The organism is Micromonospora sp. LOL_014 (assembly GCF_048060245.1).
Taxonomy (GTDB): domain Bacteria; phylum Actinomycetota; class Actinomycetes; order Mycobacteriales; family Micromonosporaceae; genus Micromonospora_E.
Genome location: NZ_JBHMIP010000009.1, coordinates 138,747 through 155,416, shown reverse-complemented (window position 1 = coordinate 155,416; position 16,670 = coordinate 138,747). Strand labels below are relative to the sequence as shown.

The window sequence follows — 16,670 nt, the reverse complement described above, 5'->3', positions numbered from 1 at the left end:
GCGTTCAGTGGCGGAGCAGGCCGCGTACCGGGACCGGGATGACGTGGCCGCTCGGCGGGCGGGTGCGGTCGAGCTCCAGTCCGACGTCGACGATCACCGCCCGGGTCAGCTGCGGCACCTGCGACAGCGGCACCCACTGTGCCAGGTCGGTGGAGCCGCCGACCTCGGGCCGCAGCGCTCCGCCGACGACCCGTACCCGGTAGAAGACCCCCAGGTTGTGCCGTTCGCTGCGGCCGGGCAGCCGGCGCTGCGCGGGCACGGTACGGGAGTCGACGCCGAGCAGTGACTCCACCTCGACCTGGTAGCCGGTCTCCTCGGCCACCTCGCGGACCACCGCGTCAACCGGGTCCTCGGCGTGTTCGACCTTGCCGCCGGGCAGTGTCCAGTGCCGGCGGGAGCCGCCCGGCGAGACGTAGCGGGCCAGCAGCAGCTGCCCCTGGTCGGCACAGACCGCGTAGGCGGCCACTCGAAGCCGGTGGGCAGTCATGCTCGCATTCCTCCGCGCTAGATCCGCTACCAGGAGAATAACCCTCCCAAATAGGGTGTAAATAATCCGGCGGCGGCACGATCCGGGTCACGAGCAAGATAGAGGTCATGCAGACACATCCGAACGTGCAGGCGGTGCAGGACGCGCTGAACGCCACCGACGCCCGGGACGGCTCCGGCGCCAGCTGCCGGGTGCGGCTGCTGCCCGACGCGGTGCACACCGCCGCTGCGGCGGCCGCCGCCCTCGACATCGAGGTTGGGCAGATCGCCAATTCGTTGATCTTCGACGCGGACGGTGAGCCGCTGCTGGTGCTCACCTCGGGCGCGCACCGGGTGGACACCGCGAAGGTCGCCGCCGACCTCGGCGTCGACGCACTGCGCCGGGCCACCCCGGGGTTCGTCCGGGAACACACCGGGCAGCCGATCGGCGGGGTCGCCCCGCTGGGCCACCCCAAGCCGGTCCGCGCCCTGGTCGACGTGGCCCTGGAGCAGTACCCGGAGATCTGGGCGGCCGGCGGCGTACCCCGGGCGGTCTTCCCGACCACCTACGCCGAACTGCTACGGATCACCGCCGGCACCGCCGCCGAGGTGGCGTGAACGACCCCGCCGACCATGCAGCCACGGTGCCCGCGCTGGTCACGCTGCACGTCTGGCGGGTCCCTCGGCGACGGCTGCCGCGCGTGCTGGCCCGGATGGCCGTCGACGCCCGCCGGCTGCGGCGCGTCGACGGCGTACGGTTCGCCAAGCTGCTTGGCACCGGAACCGGCACCGGATTCGGGCCCACCGACGTCGACCCGACCCGGTGGGCGGCGTTGGTGGTGTGGGACGACCCGGCGACGGCGGCCGGGTTCGACACCTTGCCGGTCGGGCGGTCGTGGTTGCGGGTCGCCGACGCGCGGGTCCGCGTCGACCTGCGGCCGTTGCACAGCCGGGGCCGCTGGTCCGGCGTCGCCCCGTTCGGCGAGCCGGGCGGCGGGCCGGGCGGTGCCGGGCGTCCGGTGCTGGCGTTGACCCGGGCGCGGCTGCGGCCGGCGAAGGCGGTCACCTTCTGGCGGGCGGTGCCGCCGGTCGCCGCCGCCCTGGCTGACGCCGACGGGCTGCACTGCCGGTTCGGCGTCGGCGAGGCACCGCTCGGCTGGCAGGGCACGGTCAGCGTGTGGCGGGACACGGCGGATCTGACCCGGTTCGCGTACCGTCACCCGCAGCACCGGGCGGCCATCACCCGGACCCCGGTGACACAGTGGTACGCGGAAGAGCTCTTCGCCCGGTTCGAGGTGCTCGATGTCACCGGCGACCGGGCCGTGCTGGGCTGGGCCGGAAAGGACCGGGCCGGAGAGGACGAGGATGGGACATGCGGTGCTGGCGGCGGATGAGAGGCGGACCCCGATGAGGCTGGTGCCGTGGCTGCCGGACGACCTGCTGCGGCGGCTCGACGACGTGGTCAGCGTGTACGGCGAGGCGATGAACTACCGCGCCGAGCTGCTGGAGGTACGCCGCGGCTACATCGCCACCCACGTACGGCGCCCCGGATTCCGGGCGGTCGCCACCCTCACCGCTGAAGGCGCGCTCGCCGGGTTCGGCTACGGCTACCGGTCGGCCGCCGGGCAGTGGTGGCACGACCAGGTACGCGGCGCGCTGCCGAAACCCGCCCGCAGCACCTGGCTCACCGACTGCTTCGAAGTGGTGGAGCTGCACGTGCACCCGCAGGCACAGGGGCACGGGCTCGGCGCACACCAGCTGCGTACCCTGCTCGGGATGGCCGCCGGCGCGACCACCCTGCTGTCCACCCCGGAGGCCGACGAGCAGCGGTCCCGGGCCTGGCGACTGTACCGGCGATTCGGCTACGTCGACGTACTTCGCAACTTTCACTTCCCCGGCGACGAACGGGCCTTCGCGGTCCTCGGCCGTACCCTGCCGCTGCCCCACCCGCAGGCCGCACCGGCTGCGGGGGCCGGGCCGTCGACGGACCCGGCACCGCAGCGGTCATGAACGCACGGCGGGTGCTGCCCTGGGCGTTGTTGGCGCTGCTGGTGCTGGCCCAGATCGGCTACCCGCTGACCGGCGGCGGCACCCGGGCCGGGTTGACCGTCGCCACAGTGGTGATCGGCTTCGTCCTGTCGGTGGGCCACGCGTGGCTGACCCGGGGGCCGGCCGCCGCCGCGCTGGTGCTGGTCACCACCGGCGGCGGGCTGGCGGTCGAAGCCTGTGGGGTGGCGACCGGGGTCCCGTTCGGCGGCTACGACTACGCCGGCACGCTCGGGCCGAAGCTGCTCGGCGTACCGGTGGTCATCCCGCTGGCCTGGACCTGGATGGCCTGGCCGGCGTGGCTGGTCGCGGTGCGGCTGGTCCGCCCGACGGTGGCCCGGATCGCCGTCGGGGCGGTCGCGCTGGCCGCCTGGGATCTCTTCCTCGACCCGCAGATGGTCACCGAGGGCCACTGGACCTGGCTGGACACCGACCCGGCGCTGCCCGGGGTGCCGGACGTCCCGGTCGGCAACTACCTGGGCTGGCTGGCCGTGGCGGCGGTGATGATGACGCTACTGCGGCTCACCGCCGGGGTCGGCGCCCGACGGGCCGACGGGCCGGTGGACGCCCCGATGTACGCGCTGTATCTGTGGACGTACGCGTCGAGTCTGCTCGCCCACGCGGTGTTCCTCGGACTGCCCGCCTCGGCCGGCTGGGGTGGGCTCGGCATGGGGCTGGTGGCGGTGCCGTTCGCGGTGACGCTGATTCGCTCGCGACGGGCGACCGGACCTGCTGGACGCCCGCCACGGCAGGCGTCATGACCTGGTGGACGGTGGCGGTGGGTGCGCTCGGCATCGTCGCGGTGCTGCTGGCGCTGACCGCGGCGACGCTGGTCAACACGCTGCGCTGGCTGCGCCGGCCCGGCCCGGCGGCCCTGGTGACCGAGCCGGTGTCGATCCTGCTGCCACTGCGTGACGAGGCCGACCGGGTGGTGCCGTGCCTGCGGGCGCTGCTCGCCCAACGGCAGCTGACCGACTGGCGGATCCTGGTGCTCGACGACGGGTCGACCGACGGCACCGCCGAGGTGGCCGGCGAGGTGGCCGGCGACGACCCCCGGGTGCGGCTGATCACCGGCGCGCCGCTGCCGGCCGGCTGGCTCGGCAAACCGCACGCCTGCCAGCAGCTCGCCGACGCGGTCCCCGCCGCACCGGCCGGGGTACTGGTCTTCGTGGACGCCGACGTGGTCCTCGCCCCTGAAGCGGTGGCCGCCGCCATCGGCGCCCTGCGGTCGGTGCCGGCACAGCTGCTCAGCCCGTACCCGCGGATCGTCGCCGGGTCGGTCGGCGAGCGGCTGGTGCAGCCGCTGCTGCAGTGGAGCTGGTTGACGTTCCTGCCGCTGCGCGCGATGGAATGTTCGCCGCGTACCTCGCTGGCCGCCGCCGGCGGGCAGTTCCTGCTGGTCGACCGGGACGCGTACCGGCGGGCCGGCGGGCACGCCGCCGTGCGGGACCAGGTGCTGGAGGACATCGGGCTGGCCCGTGCGGTGAAGCAGGCCGGCGGGCGGATCGCCCTGGCCGACGGTTCGGCGTTGGCGACCTGCCGGATGTACGGGTCCTGGCGGGAGCTGTCCGCCGGCTACAGCAAGTCGCTGTGGGCGTCGCTGCCGTCGCCGACCGGCGCGGCCGCCGTCGTGGCCGGACTGTTGATGTTGTACGCGGCCCCGCCGGTGCTCGGCGTCGTCGGGCTGGCCGGGCTGGCAGCCGGCGCCGGTCCAGCGGCGGCGGTGCTGGTCGCGGCCAGTGCCGCCGGGTACGGGCTCGGGGTGACCGGGCGGGCGCTCACCGCCCGGGCCACCGGCGGCCGGGCGATGCCGGACGGATTGGCACATCCGGTCTCGGTCGCGCTGCTCGGCTGGCTCGTGATCCGGTCCTACTATCTGCGCAAGCGGCGGCGCCTCGCCTGGCGCGGCCGCCCGGTGGCCCTGCCGTGACCGATACTGCTGCGAGGAGGAGTACCGATGAGCCGGGTGGTGGTGATCGGCGCCGGGGTCGGCGGGTTGGCCGCCGCGATCCGGCTGGCCCACGGCGGGCACGACGTCACCGTCATCGAACAGGCCGACACCGTCGGCGGGAAACTGGCCCGCTGGACCCGGCAGGCCCCGGACGGCGCGTTCACCTTCGACACCGGGCCGAGTCTGCTGACCCTGCCGCAGGTCTTCGCCGACCTGTTCGACGGCACCGGCGAGCCGCTGGAGAAGGTGCTGGATCTGGTCGAGCTGGATCCGATCGTGCGGCACCGGTTCCCGGCCGGGCCCGTCAGGCCGGCCGAACGGCTCGGCCCGCGCTGGCTCGACTCGTGCTGGCTCGACTCGTGCGCCGACCCGGCGGCGTTCGCCGAACGGATCGCGGTGGCCTTCGGTGACGAGGCCACCGACGACTGGCAGCGGGTATGGCGGCGGGCCCGGCGGATCTGGGACTCCTCCTGGCGGGACGTGCTGCGCCGGGAGGTCGGCTCGCCGCTGGCGATGGCGCGGATGGCGTACCGGCTCGGCGACCTGGCCGCGGTCGCGCCCGGCCGCAGCCTGCGCGGGGTGCTGCGCCGCGAGGTCCGCGACCCGCGGCTGCGGACCCTGCTGGAGCGTTACGCCACCTACACCGGCGCGGACCCGCGGCGGGCGCCGGCGGCGCTGCTCGCCGTGCCGTACGCCGAGTTGACCTTCGGCGGCTGGTATGTACGGGGCGGGCTGGGGGCGCTGGCCGACGCGCTGCTGTCCCGCTGCCTGGACCTGGGCGTGGTGGTGCGCACCGGGTCGACGGTCACCGCGATCGACGCCGCCGGCGGCCGAGTGCACGGCGTACGGGTGGCCGGTGAGGCCCGTCCGGTGCCGGCCGACGTGGTGGTGGCCAACGTGGACGCGTCGCGGGTCTACCGGGAGCTGCTGCCGCACGCCCGGCGGCTGGCCCGGCTGACCGACCGCAGCCTCGGCGGCTTCGTGCTGCTGCTCGGGGTACGCGGCCGGACCCCGCAGCTGGCCCACCACACGGTGTTCTTCCCGCGCGACTACGACGCCGAGTTCGACGCGGTGTTCGGTGATCCGGGGCGGGGTCGGCCGGCCCGGCCGGCCACCGATCCGACGATCTTCGTGACGGTCGCCGACGATCCGGCGGCCCGGCCGGACGGCCACGAGGCGTGGTTCGTGCTGGTCAACGCGGCCCGGCAGGACCTGTCGCTGGCCGGGGTGGACTGGCGCCGGCCGGGTCTGGCCGACGCGTACGCCGATCAGGTGCTGCGGGTGCTGGCCGACCGGGGGGTGGACGTACGGGACCGGCTGCTGTTCCGCGAGGTACGCACACCGGCGGACCTGGCCGCGGCGACCGGCACGCCGGGCGGGTCGATCTACGGTACGGCCGGCGGGCTGCTGCGGCCGGCGAACCGGGCACCGGCGGCCGGACTGTTTCTGGTCGGCGGGTCGGTGCATCCCGGTGGCGGGCTGCCGATGGTGACCCTGTCGGCGCAGATCGTCGCCGACCGGATCGGCCCGGCCGGCCGGTAGCCCCGGGCTCGGAGGGCGGAGCCAAGCCGGTGCGGCCGGGTCGGCGGACCGGGTCAGGCCAGGGCGCGGCGGACCGCGGTGAACAGTTGGCTGAGCCCGAACAGGCCGAGCAGCACCCAGACCGCGGTGGCCAGGGTGAGCACCCCGGCGGCGAGGTCCGGCGCGATCAGCGCGGCGGCACCGGCCAGCAGCAGGCCGACCAGGGCGATGCTGACCCGGGTCGGTCGCTCCCCGACCGTCACCGCGCCGATCTCCCGCATGCCGGCTGCCGCCGCCCGGGCCCGCAGGTACTCGTGCAGCCAGGACAGTGTGCCGGCGGCGACGACCAGCGGGCCGGCGGCGCCGGCCAGCCAGAAACCGAGCAGCCAGAACGCCTCGCCCGCCCGGTCGGCGAGCGAATCGTAGACGTAGCCGAGCCGGGTGGTCCGGCCGGTGACCACGGCCAACGCACCGTCGACGGTGTCGGCGACTGCGGCCAGCAGCACCAGGCCGCCGGCGGCGAGCAGGCCGGGACCGCCGCGCGGGGCGAGCACCGGCACCCCGAGGCAGAGCAGCACCCCGGCGACGGTGACCGTGGTCGGGCCGATCTTGGCCCGGCCGAGCAGGTCGGCGACGGCGTGCGCGGCGCGCAGCCAGTAACGCACCACCGGGGTGGCGGTACGAGGGTCGAAACCGCCGTGCAGCCGTGCCCAGGTGACGGCGTAGTCCTGCCAGTTGAGCCGGGTCTCCACGACAGCTCAACCGCTGCGGGACGGCCCGGGTGGCGGGCGGGTCACGCCCGCGCGCCAACGGCGACGTTGAGCCACACCTCACGGGTGGCCGTCGAGCGATTCATGGTGATGAAGTGCAGGCCGGGCACACCTTCGTCGATCAGCCGCTGGCAGAGCTGATTGGCCTGGTCGATGCCGAGCCGGCGGACCGCGTCGGCGTCGTCGGCGACCCGGGCAAACTGGGCGGCCAGTGCCGGCGGGAACGGGGCACCGGACAGCTGCTCGGAGCGCTCAATGGTAGCTAGCTTGGTGACCGGCATCACACCGGGCAGGATCGGGGTGTCGCAGCCCGCCGCCGCGACCCGGTCCCGCAGCCGCAGGTAGTCGTCGGCGTCGAAGACCATCTGGGTGATCGCGAAATCCGCACCGGCCCGGCACTTACGAACGAAGTACCGGGTGTCGGTGGCGATGTCCGGCGAGCGTGGGTGTTTGTACGGGAAGGCAGCCACGCCGACGCTGAAGTCACCCGACGCACGAACCAGCCGGACCAGGTCCTCGGCGTAGCGCACGCCCTGCGGGTGGGCAACCCACTCGCCGGTCGGATCGCCGGGCGGGTCGCCGCGCACGGCGAGCACATTGCGCACGCCGGCACCGGCCAGCCGACCGATGACGTTGCGCAGCTCGGCGACTGAATGGTCGACGGCGGTCAGGTGCGCCATGGGCAGCAGGGTCGTCTCGGTGGCGATCCGTTCGGTGACGTCGACCGTGGTGTCCCGGGTGGTGCCGCCGGCGCCGTAGGTGATCGACACGAACGACGGCCGCAGCGGCTCCAGCTCGCGGATCGCCTGCCAGAGCAGCTGCTCGCCGGCGGGGGTCTTCGGCGGAAAGAACTCGAACGAGAAAGTCGGCTGGCCGGCGCGGATCAGCTCCCCGATCGACGGCTGCGAGCCGGGGAGTACGGACGGTAGACCGAGAGCCACGCAACCGACTGTACCGGGTGGCCTGCGGGCGGCGCATCAACCAGCCGATAGCGTCAGGGAGTGGCAGACAGCATCACGGTCGCGCCGACCGATCGGGCCGACCTGCGTCGACGTATCGACCGGGCGTTGGCCGACTTCCTCCAGGGCCGGCGACGCTGGCTGGGCGACGTCGACGAGGCGCTGCTGCCGGTGGCCGCGGCGCTCGAGGACTTCGTGCTCGGCGGCGGCAAACGGCTGCGGCCGGCGTTCGGCTACTGGGGCTACCGGGGAGCCGGCGGCGGCGACTCACCTGAGGTGGTCGCGGCCCTGGCTGCGCTGGAGTTCGTGCAGGCCAGCGCCCTGATCCACGACGATCTGATGGACGGTTCGGACACCCGTCGCGGCGAGCCGTCGATCCACCGACGGTTCGCCGCGCACCACCGGCGCAGCGGGTGGCGCGGGCCGGCGGACGGCTTCGGTGCCTCGGCGGCGGTGCTGCTGGGCGATCTGTGCCTGGTCTGGTCCGACGAGCTGCTGCACGGTGCCGGGCTGACCGACGGGATGCTGCGCCGGGGCCGGCCGGTCTTCGACGAGATGCGCACCGAGGTCACCGTCGGGCAGTACCTGGATGTGCTCACCCAGTTCACCGGCGACACCTCGGTGCACCGGGCCACCCAGGTGGCCCGGCTCAAGTCGGCAAAGTACACCGTGGAGCGGCCGCTGTTGCTGGGCGCGGTGTTGGCCGACGCGCCGGCCGCCGTCGCCGCCGGCTACTCCGGGTACGGGCTGCCGCTCGGGGAGGCGTTCCAGCTGCGCGACGACGTACTCGGGGTGTTCGGTGACCCGGCGCTCACCGGCAAGCCGGCCGGCGACGACCTACGGGAGGGCAAACGCACCTTCCTGGTGGCGTCGGCGTACCGGACGACGTCGCCGGCCGGCCGGGCGTTGCTGGACGACCGGCTCGGTGACCCGGTGCTCGACGCCGACGGGGTCGAGCGGCTGCGCGAGGTGATCGTGGCCAGTGGCGCGTTGGCCGTCACCGAGGCGCGGATCACCGAGCTGACCGAGCGGGCGTTGGCCGCGCTGGGGCCGGTGCCGGTCGAGCCCGAGGCCGGGCAGGTGCTCCGGGAGCTGGCGGTGGCGGCGACCACCCGCACCGGCTGACCGCCGCCGACCCCAGAACGGCTCAGCTCAGCCGGTAACTGTTGGCAAAGTTGTTCGGGCTGCACTCGTTGAGCCGGCTGACCACCAGATCGTAGGTGTACCCGGACGGCACCGAGCAGGCGTGGGTGCCGTCCAGGTTCTGCCCGACCGTCCAGCTGAGGCGGTCGCGGCGGTCCGGTTGGCGGCGTCGCGGGCGGTCACCGTCACGCTGTACGTCCGGACGGTCGTCGGCGTTCCCGAGATCAGCCCGGTCGAGGAGTTGATGGACAGCCCGGCCGGCAGCCCGGTCGCCGACCAGGTGTACGGCGCGGTACCGCCGGAGGCGGTCATCCGCAGGCTGACCGCGACACCCCGCAGGGTGTTCTGGGCGCCCGGGTTGTCGACGGCCGGCATGCCCGGCGTACCGCCGCCGGTGTTGACGAACAGCAGCCGGTTCGGCGAGCCGCTTCCCGCGTTGGTGATCTTGTTGGGGTGGCGACGGTGGACATCGCGGTCGCGACCTGGGCAGGGGTCAGGTTGACGGTGATCGCCTGGCTGACCCGGGCCGGGGTGAAGTTGCAGGCGTTGGAGCTGGGGTTGCCGGAGGTGATCGCGTAGACCCACGCCGTCGGCGATGGAGTTGCGTACCGCGTTCTCCAGGGTGGTGTTGCTGCCCTGGCCGCCCAGGCTCATGTTGGCCACCGCCGGACCAGAGGTGTGGTTGCCGGTCACCCAGTCGACCCCGGCCGTCACCGCGGCGAACGAGCCGCTGCCGGCGCAGTCGAGCACCTTCACGGCGACCAGGCGGACCGCCTTGGCGACCCCGTACGAGGTGCCACCGACGGTGCCGGCGGAATGGGCGCCGTGTCCGTTGCAGTCGGGGTTGCTGCCGCCCACCGTGTTGACACCCCAGACCGCCCGGCCACCGAAGTCGCTGTGCGTGGTGCGGATGCCGGTGTCGATGATGTACGCGGTGACGCCGGACGCGGTGTTCGGGTAGTCAGTTTCCGGTCAATGCTCGTCTCCGGGGGCGGCGGCGGACTGGCGCGCCCGGCGCCGCCGCAGCCGGGCGAGCAGCCAGTCGCCCTCGCCGGCGACCGGGGCGCGCTGCACGCCGCGTCGCCCCAGCCACACCCACACCGAGAGGGTGAACAGCACCATCGCGAAGCCGAACAGCAGATCCTCGACCGGCGCGTACGCGATCCGCAGCCCGACGGTGGCGGCCGGGTCGTAGCGCACGATGTGGCGGCCGGTCAGGATCCCGTTGGAGAGCAACTGGAAGCCGACGATGATCGGGTAGGTCGCCCAGAAGACCGCCCGCAGCACCAGCCGGGTGCGCAGCACCACGAGGTCGACCAGGACGGCGGCCACCACCCCGAGCAGCGCGGCGACGGTGTAGCTCACCGGACTCGCCGCCGGCCGGCATCGGCCTCGTCGCCCGCCGACCAGCGGTCGTCGGGGCGGCGTAGGCGGCCGGACGGGGTACGCACCGCGCGGACCGCCTCGAATCCCAGCACCGTGCAGATCGGCACGACCATGAAGAACAGCAGCTCGTCCAGTGGCAACCGGCCTGGCAGCAGCACCCCGGTCGTCTGGGCGGGGTCGAAACTCCAGTGTCCGGCGGCGATCGCGGCCAGGTCCCAGGCGACGAAGACCACCACCACCGCCAGCAGAGTCAGGGACAGCCGACGCCACCGGCGGAGCACGTTGACCCGCAGCACCGGCTCCAGCCAGATCGCGGCGAACAGACAGCCGGCCAGCACCGCCAGGTAGCTGAGCTGACCCATGCCGGTCAGAAACCCTCGGCCTGTGCCCGACGTTTCACCTCGCGAGCGCGGTCCCCACCCAGCGCAGTCGCGGGCGTGCCGGGCAGCGAGTCGTCCGGCCGGTACAGCCAGCCCAGCATCTCCTCGTCGGAGAAGCCGGCGTCGTGCAGCAGGGTCAGGATGCCGGGCAGGTGTTTGCGTACGGTGTGGTTGGCCACCAGTTCGGCCGGCACCCGGCGGACCCCGTCGCGCCGGACGGCGAGCAGCTCCCGGTCCCGGACCATCTGGTGGACCTTGCTGATCGTCACGTCGAGGCGTTCGGCGACATCGGGCAGGGTCAGCCAACCGGCCGGCTCCCCGGCGGTCACCGGCCCGGACCCGCCGGGGGCCGGCGGCGCTGGTGTCGAGGCGGGATCTGTCACGTCACCACCCTGCCACGCACCGGCCCCGCCGGCACCACTGACCCCGTCCTTACGCGCCAGGTGAGCCCGTACCGGTTGCGCCCCGACGGGTTCGCCGTTCGGCGGGCCTGGGCGGGTTGCCAGTTGGTTGCGGTGCGCTGCCGGCAGGTAACGGTTTGGCCCGGTTCGGCGGACCCGGCCTGATCGGAGTTCTGCCCTCCCCCTGCGGCCGCATAGACTGCCTGCCGATGGACACACAGGTCGCCGACTCGCTGCTGGGCTCGTTGATCGACGGGCGGTACCGGATCCGTGCCCGGGTGGCGCAGGGTGGCATGGCGACCGTGTACACGGCGACCGACGAACGGCTCGAGCGCACCGTCGCGCTGAAGATCATCCATCCGACCCAGCTCAACGACGTGCAGGGCCGCGATGCCGGGTTCCTCGACCGGTTCACCGACGAGGCCAAGACCATCGCCCGGCTGACCCACCCCAACGTGGTCGCCGTCTACGACCAGGGCACCCACCTCGGGCTGCCGTACCTGGTGATGGAGTACGTCCGGGGCCGGACGCTGCGCGACGTGCTGGCCGAGCGACGGCGGCTCAACCCGGGCGAGGCGCTGGCGATCCTGGAGCAGATGCTGGCAGCGATCGGTGCCGCCCACCGGGCCGGCCTGGTGCACCGTGACGTCAAACCCGAGAACGTGCTGGTCGCCGAGGCGCCGACCGGCGGCGCCGGGAACCTGATCGACAGCGTCGTGAAGGTCGCCGATTTCGGCCTGGCCCAGGCAGTGCAGGCCAGCGCCGAGGCCGGCGGCGGTCAACTGATGGCCACCGTGGAGTACGTGGCACCGGAGCTCGTCACCCAGGGCCGGGCCGATCCGCGTACCGACGTCTACTCGGCGGGCATCGTGCTGTTCGAGATGCTCACCGGTCGGGTGCCCTACGACGGCGACCGCCCGGCGGAGGTCGCCTGGCAGCACGTCGACCAGGACGTGCCACCGCCGTCGCAGTCGGTGCCGGGTGTCCCGGCGATGGTCGACGACCTGGTCGTCCGGGCCACCCGCCGGGATCCGGGTGAACGCCCCACCGACGCCGGAGCGCTGCTGTCCGACGTCCAGGTGGTCCGCGACGATCTCGGCAACGCGAGCGCCAATACGGCGGTGCTGCGCCAACTGGCGCAGCCCACGATGGCGGTCTCGCCGGTACCGGAGGCCGAGCGCCCGTCCTGGGCCCGACTGCCGGAGCCGAAGGACCGACGGGACCGGTCGGCACCGCGCCGCCGGGCCGCCTCCAGCACCGTGGTCCGCTCCGCCGCCGCCGGTGGGCCACCGGTGATGGCCAGCGGCGGGGCCGACCCGGCTCCCGGCCGGCGGCGCAGCACCAAGCGGAGCCGGACGAAGAGCACCGAGCAGCCCGGCGGCGCAGGCCTGGGCGGGTTGCGGGACCGGCTGGTGGAGAACCCCCGGGCCCGGCTGGCGGCGATCGCCGGGGCGCTGGTGTTCCTGCTGCTACTCGGGGTCGGCGGCTGGTGGCTCGGGGCCGGCCGGTACACCGTCGCGCCCAGCATGGTCGGCCTCGACCAGGCGCAGGCGCAGGCGCTGGCCGCGCAGCGCGGCCTCACGATCAGCATCGCCGACCCCCGGCACGACGAGAACGTCGCCCGGGATCTGGTGCTGGCCCAGGATCCGCCCAGCAACGGCCGGATCGTCCGCGGCGGCGAGATCACCCTGACCTTCTCCCTCGGCCCGGAGCGCTACGAGGTGCCGGACGTGGTCGGCAAGACGCTCGACCTGGCCCGGGTCGACCTGGAGAAGGCTCAGCTGGTGTTGGAGCAGGCGGCTGACCGGTACGACGACAACCTGCCCGCCGGTGTGGTGGCCGCCGTCGACCCGCCGGTCGGCACCGAGGTGCAGGCCGGCGATGTGGTGAAGGTGACGGTCAGCAAGGGCCGGGCCCCGATCACCGTGCCCAACGTGGTGGGGCTCAACGTCGACGAGGCACGCCGGATGCTGGCGGAGCTCAAGCTCGAGCCGCTAGTCGCCTCCGAGGAGTCGGACAAGCCAAAGGACCAGGTCATCGGTCAGGAGCCGGCGGACGGCGCCGGGGTGGAAGAGGGTACGGAGATCAAGCTCAGGGTGAGCGAGGGCCCGCCAGCGGTCGTCGTGCCGAGGATGATCGACCGGCCCTGTCAGGAGGCGCTGGCCGAGCTGCAGGGCCTGGGCTTCCCGGTCCGGGTCGACTTCAACCCCAACGGCACGGTCCGCTACCAGAGCCCCAACGACGGGTCCGAGGTGCCGCCGGGAACCGAGATCGTGATCGGCTGTCTCTGAGATGCCGGTTGACGGTTCCGCCGGGCACCGGCCGGTCGGCTCGCACACGCCCACCTCGGGCGGATTGGCCCGAGCCGCGCTGCCGTACGCCGCCGCGGCCGGCTCCGAGGTGGTGCAGGTGTACGTCGGCAACTCGCGCGGCTGGGCGATGCCCGACGGCGACCCGGCGCAGGACGTGGCGTTCCGCGACGGCTGCGCCGAGCGTGGGCTGCGCGCGTACATCCACGCCTCGCTGCTGGTGAACCTCGGCTCGCCGACCGCCGCCACGGTGGAACGCTCCGCCGCGACCCTGGCGCACGCGCTGCGCCGGGGCCGGGCGATCGGCGCTGAGGCGGTCGTCTTCCACGCCGGCAGCTCCGTCGACGACGGCTACGCCGACACCGCGATGCGTCAGGTACGCGAAGCGCTGCTGCCGTTGCTGGACGCCGCCGACGCCGCCAACGGGCCGATGCTGCTGGTGGAGCCGAGCGCCGGCGGCGGACGGTCGCTGGCGTCGCGGGTGGAGCATCTGCGGCCGTACCTCGCCGCAGTGGACTGGCATCCCCGGATGGGAGTCTGCTTCGACACCTGCCACGCGTGGGCCGCCGGGCACGACGTGGCCAGCCCGGGTGGCATGACGGCGACGATCAACGCGCTGGTCAACGCCGTCGGGGCGGACCGGCTGCGGCTGGTGCACGCCAACGACTCCCGCGACGGTTGCGGATCCACCCGGGACCGGCACGAGACGATCGGCGCGGGCATGATCGGCGAGGCGGCGTTCGCCGAGTTGATGCGGCATTCAGCCACCGCCGGCGTGCCGGTGCTGGTGGAGACGCCGAGCGAGAAGCACGTCGGGCATGCCGCCGACATCGCCACGCTGCGTCGCCTGGCCGAGGCGGCGACTGTGCGCTAGCGGCGCAGAATGGCGCCGAGCACCTCGCCCGCCCGGTCCACCGCCGCGTCGTCGACGTCCAGGTGGGTGACCAGCCGGGCGGCGGTCGGCCCGACCACCGACACCAGCACCCCGTCGGCCCGGGCCGCCTCGGCCAGCGCCGGGGCGGTCAGCGGGGTCTTGGTCAGGTCGAGACCGACGATGTTGCTGCGCACCTGGTCCGAGCGCACCACACCGTACGGCTCCAACGCCTGCGCCAGCCGGGCCGCCCGCACATGGTCGTCGGCGAGCCGGTCCACATGGTGCGCCAGGGCGTACCGCCCGGCGGCGGCGAGCACTCCGGCCTGGCGCATCCCGCCGCCCATCCGTTTACGCAGGACGCGGGCGGCCGCGATCCGCTCGGCGCTGCCGACCAGCACCGAGCCGACCGGCGCGCCGAGCCCTTTGGACAGGCACACCGACAGGGTGTCGAACATCGCGCCGTAGTCGGCCAACGGCACACTGTCGGCGATGTGCGCGTGCCAGATCCGGGCACCGTCGCAGTGCAGCGCCACCCCGGCGTCGGCGGTGACCGCCCGCAGCCCACGCAGCACGTCCAGCCCGATGATCTGCCCGCCGGAGCGGTTGTGGGTCTGCTCGACGGCGACCGCCCGGGTCGGCACCGCGCCGTACCCGGCCGGCCGGATCATCGCCGCGACCAGGTCCGGGTCCGGGTCACCGCCGGCGGCCGGCCAGGTCCGTGAGGAGATCCCACCGTACGCCGCCGCGGCCCCGACCTCGTAGGTGACCACGTGTGCGTCGGCGTCGCAGAGCAACTCGCCGCCGGGCGGCACCAGGGTCTGCAGGGCGACCTGGTTGGCCATCGAACCGGTCGGAGCGAACAGCGCCGCCTCGTGGCCGAACAGCGCGGCGACCTCGGATTCCAGCGCGTTGACCGTCGGGTCCTCGCCGTACACGTCGTCGCCGACCTCGGCCGCGGCCATCGCCGCCCGCATCCCCGGCGTCGGTCGGGTGACGGTGTCCGACCGCAGATCGACCACCGGCCGGACGGCGCTGCCGGCCGGCGCCGGCTCAGCCACGGAGCATCTCCGCGACCAGGAAGGCCAGCTCCAGGGACTGCTGGGTGTTGAGCCGTGGGTCGCAGGCGGTCTCGTACCGGTCCGGCAGGTGGATGTCCTCGATCGCCTGGGCGCCGCCGAGGCACTCGGTGACGTCCTCGCCGGTCAGCTCGACGTGCAGACCGCCAGGGTGGGTCTGTAGGCCCCGGTGCACCTCGAAGTAGCCGAGCACCTCGTCGACGATGCGGTCGAAGTGGCGGGTCTTGTAGCCGTTGGACGACTCGTGGGTGTTGCCGTGCATCGGGTCGCACTGCCACACCACCCGGGCGCCGGCGGCGGTGACCTTCTCGACGATCGGCGGCAACGCGTCGCGGACCTTGTGGTTGCCCATCCGGCTGATCAGCGTGAGCCGGCCGGGAATGTTGTCGGGGTTGAGCTTCTCGCACAGCTCGATGGCCTGCTCGGGACTGGTGCCCGGGCCGAGCTTGACCCCGATCGGATTGGCGATGCGGGAAATGAAGTCGATGTGCGCACCGTCGATCTGCCGGGTCCGCTCGCCGACCCACAGGAAGTGCCCGGACAGTCCGTAGGGGCGGTCACCGGAGATCCGGGTCAGCGCCCGGTCGTACTCCAGCGCGAGCGCCTCGTGTGAGCAGTAGAGGGTGACGGTCCGCAACGCCTCGTCGTCGGTCATTCCGCAGGCCTGAATGAACGCCAGCGCCCGGTCGATCTCCCGGGCGATCGCCTCGTAGCGTTCGCCGGCCGGGGACCGCTTGACGAACCCCTTGTTCCAGTCGTGCACCGCGTGCAGGTCAGCCAGCCCACCGGCGAGGTAGGCGCGGAGCATGTTCATCGCGGCGGCGGAGTTGGCGTACGCCCGGATCATCCGCTGCGGGTCGGCGACCCGGGCCTGCGCCGTGGTGTCCAGCGAGTTGATCATGTCGCCGCGGTAGGCGGGCAACCCGAGCGCGTCGGTCGGCGACGAGCGGGGCTTGGTGTACTGACCGGCGACCCGGGCCACCTTGACCACCGGCAGCGACGCGCCGTACGTCAGCACCACCGCCATCTGCAGGATGGTGCGGGCGTTGGCCAGCAGATGGCTCTCGGTGTTGTCGGTGAAGGTCTCGGCGCAGTCGCCGCCCTGCAGCAGGAAGGCCTTGCCGTCACAGACCAGCGCCAGCCGCTCCCGCAACTGGTCGACCTCGTACGGGGCGACCACCGACGGGACGTTGCCCAGCACCTGGCACACCTCGTCGACGACGGCCGGATCCGGCCAGGGCGGCGTCTGCGCCCGGGGCAGGCCGCGCCACCGGTCCAGCCCGAACGCCTCGTCCTCGGCCGAGTCGGCGGCGGGACGGCTGGTCTGCAGGCTCGGGTGCCCGACCGACGGATAGCTCAGCTGATGCCATTCTTGGCCCATGGCCAAAG

Annotated in this window: 17 protein-coding genes and 1 pseudogene; 9 read left to right on the top strand and 9 right to left on the bottom strand. The window is 73.6% G+C overall.

Annotation, left to right across the window (positions count from 1 at the left end):
- Positions 1-4: 4 nt before the first annotated feature.
- Entirely contained in the window at positions 5-487 is a 483-nt protein-coding gene (locus tag ACFHW1_RS10610) for an NUDIX domain-containing protein (RefSeq protein WP_416551623.1), read from the bottom strand.
- A 107-nt stretch (positions 488-594) separates the two neighbouring features.
- Here ACFHW1_RS10610 and ACFHW1_RS10605 point away from each other — a divergent pair, with 107 nt between their 5' ends.
- Genes ACFHW1_RS10605 through ACFHW1_RS10580 form a run of 6 tightly spaced genes read left to right on the top strand, consistent with a single transcriptional unit; the run spans position 595 to position 6,004 of the window.
- Positions 595-1,083 carry a YbaK/EbsC family protein gene (locus ACFHW1_RS10605; RefSeq protein ID WP_416551621.1) on the top strand — a complete coding sequence of 163 codons (489 nt, stop codon included), beginning with the start codon at positions 595-597 and terminating at the stop codon, positions 1,081-1,083.
- Positions 1,080-1,859: a monooxygenase gene (locus tag ACFHW1_RS10600; protein ID WP_416551619.1), complete on the top strand. Its 780-nt coding sequence runs from the start codon at positions 1,080-1,082 to the stop codon at positions 1,857-1,859. Before ACFHW1_RS10605 ends, ACFHW1_RS10600 begins: the two co-directional genes overlap by 4 nt.
- 13 nt (positions 1,860-1,872) lie before the next feature.
- Positions 1,873-2,475, top strand: a complete 603-nt coding sequence (locus ACFHW1_RS10595; RefSeq protein ID WP_416551617.1) for a GNAT family N-acetyltransferase — start codon at positions 1,873-1,875, stop codon at positions 2,473-2,475.
- A complete protein-coding gene (locus ACFHW1_RS10590; protein ID WP_416551615.1) occupies positions 2,472-3,272 on the top strand; it encodes a carotenoid biosynthesis protein in 801 nt (266 codons plus the stop codon). The genes ACFHW1_RS10595 and ACFHW1_RS10590 overlap by 4 nt, the downstream gene beginning before the upstream one ends.
- The gene (locus tag ACFHW1_RS10585; RefSeq protein WP_416551613.1) at positions 3,269-4,441 is read left to right on the top strand and encodes a glycosyltransferase; all 1,173 of its coding nucleotides are present in this window, start codon (positions 3,269-3,271) and stop codon (positions 4,439-4,441) included. Before ACFHW1_RS10590 ends, ACFHW1_RS10585 begins: the two co-directional genes overlap by 4 nt.
- Positions 4,442-4,468: 27 nt before the next feature.
- Positions 4,469-6,004 carry a phytoene desaturase family protein gene (locus ACFHW1_RS10580; RefSeq protein WP_416615310.1) on the top strand — a complete coding sequence of 512 codons (1,536 nt, stop codon included), beginning with the start codon at positions 4,469-4,471 and terminating at the stop codon, positions 6,002-6,004.
- A gap of 53 nt (positions 6,005-6,057) precedes the next feature.
- Here the strand turns inward: ACFHW1_RS10580 and ACFHW1_RS10575 are convergent, their stop codons facing one another.
- The gene (locus ACFHW1_RS10575) at positions 6,058-6,735 is read right to left on the bottom strand and encodes a CDP-alcohol phosphatidyltransferase family protein (protein ID WP_416551609.1); all 678 of its coding nucleotides are present in this window, start codon (positions 6,733-6,735) and stop codon (positions 6,058-6,060) included.
- Between the two features lie 41 nt (positions 6,736-6,776).
- Positions 6,777-7,694, bottom strand: a complete 918-nt coding sequence (gene metF / locus ACFHW1_RS10570) for a methylenetetrahydrofolate reductase [NAD(P)H] (protein ID WP_416551607.1) — start codon at positions 7,692-7,694, stop codon at positions 6,777-6,779.
- A 60-nt stretch (positions 7,695-7,754) separates the two neighbouring features.
- Here metF and ACFHW1_RS10565 point away from each other — a divergent pair, with 60 nt between their 5' ends.
- Positions 7,755-8,837 carry a polyprenyl synthetase family protein gene (locus ACFHW1_RS10565; RefSeq protein WP_416551605.1) on the top strand — a complete coding sequence of 361 codons (1,083 nt, stop codon included), beginning with the start codon at positions 7,755-7,757 and terminating at the stop codon, positions 8,835-8,837.
- A gap of 174 nt (positions 8,838-9,011) precedes the next feature.
- Here ACFHW1_RS10565 and ACFHW1_RS10560 read toward each other — a convergent pair.
- The 4 genes and pseudogenes from ACFHW1_RS10560 to ACFHW1_RS10545 form a co-directional block, all read right to left on the bottom strand.
- Positions 9,012-9,767, bottom strand: a pseudogene (locus tag ACFHW1_RS10560) (putative Ig domain-containing protein); the annotation flags it as partial.
- 60 nt (positions 9,768-9,827) lie between these two features.
- A complete protein-coding gene (locus ACFHW1_RS10555) occupies positions 9,828-10,220 on the bottom strand; it encodes a lycopene cyclase domain-containing protein (protein ID WP_416551603.1) in 393 nt (130 codons plus the stop codon).
- Positions 10,217-10,603 (bottom strand): lycopene cyclase domain-containing protein, encoded by a 387-nt coding sequence (locus ACFHW1_RS10550; RefSeq protein WP_416551601.1) that lies wholly within the window; start codon positions 10,601-10,603, stop codon positions 10,217-10,219. The genes ACFHW1_RS10555 and ACFHW1_RS10550 overlap by 4 nt, the downstream gene beginning before the upstream one ends.
- 5 nt (positions 10,604-10,608) lie before the next feature.
- Positions 10,609-11,004, bottom strand: a complete 396-nt coding sequence (locus tag ACFHW1_RS10545; RefSeq protein ID WP_158632205.1) for an Rv2175c family DNA-binding protein — start codon at positions 11,002-11,004, stop codon at positions 10,609-10,611.
- A 227-nt stretch (positions 11,005-11,231) separates the two neighbouring features.
- Between ACFHW1_RS10545 and pknB the strand changes: the two genes are divergently transcribed.
- Together pknB and ACFHW1_RS10535 are read left to right on the top strand one after the other, a co-directional pair.
- On the top strand, positions 11,232-13,313 hold the full coding sequence (gene pknB / locus ACFHW1_RS10540; protein WP_416551599.1) for a Stk1 family PASTA domain-containing Ser/Thr kinase: 2,082 nt from the start codon (positions 11,232-11,234) through the stop codon (positions 13,311-13,313).
- A 1-nt stretch (position 13,314) separates the two neighbouring features.
- The gene (locus tag ACFHW1_RS10535; RefSeq protein ID WP_416551598.1) at positions 13,315-14,205 is read left to right on the top strand and encodes a deoxyribonuclease IV; all 891 of its coding nucleotides are present in this window, start codon (positions 13,315-13,317) and stop codon (positions 14,203-14,205) included.
- Here ACFHW1_RS10535 and ACFHW1_RS10530 read toward each other — a convergent pair.
- The gene (locus ACFHW1_RS10530; protein WP_416551809.1) at positions 14,202-15,224 is read right to left on the bottom strand and encodes a threonine aldolase family protein; all 1,023 of its coding nucleotides are present in this window, start codon (positions 15,222-15,224) and stop codon (positions 14,202-14,204) included. The genes ACFHW1_RS10535 and ACFHW1_RS10530 overlap by 4 nt on opposite strands.
- Before the next feature lie 31 nt (positions 15,225-15,255).
- Positions 15,256-16,662, bottom strand: a complete 1,407-nt coding sequence (locus ACFHW1_RS10525) for a class II 3-deoxy-7-phosphoheptulonate synthase (protein WP_416551596.1) — start codon at positions 16,660-16,662, stop codon at positions 15,256-15,258.
- Between the last annotated feature and the right edge of the window lie 8 nt (positions 16,663-16,670).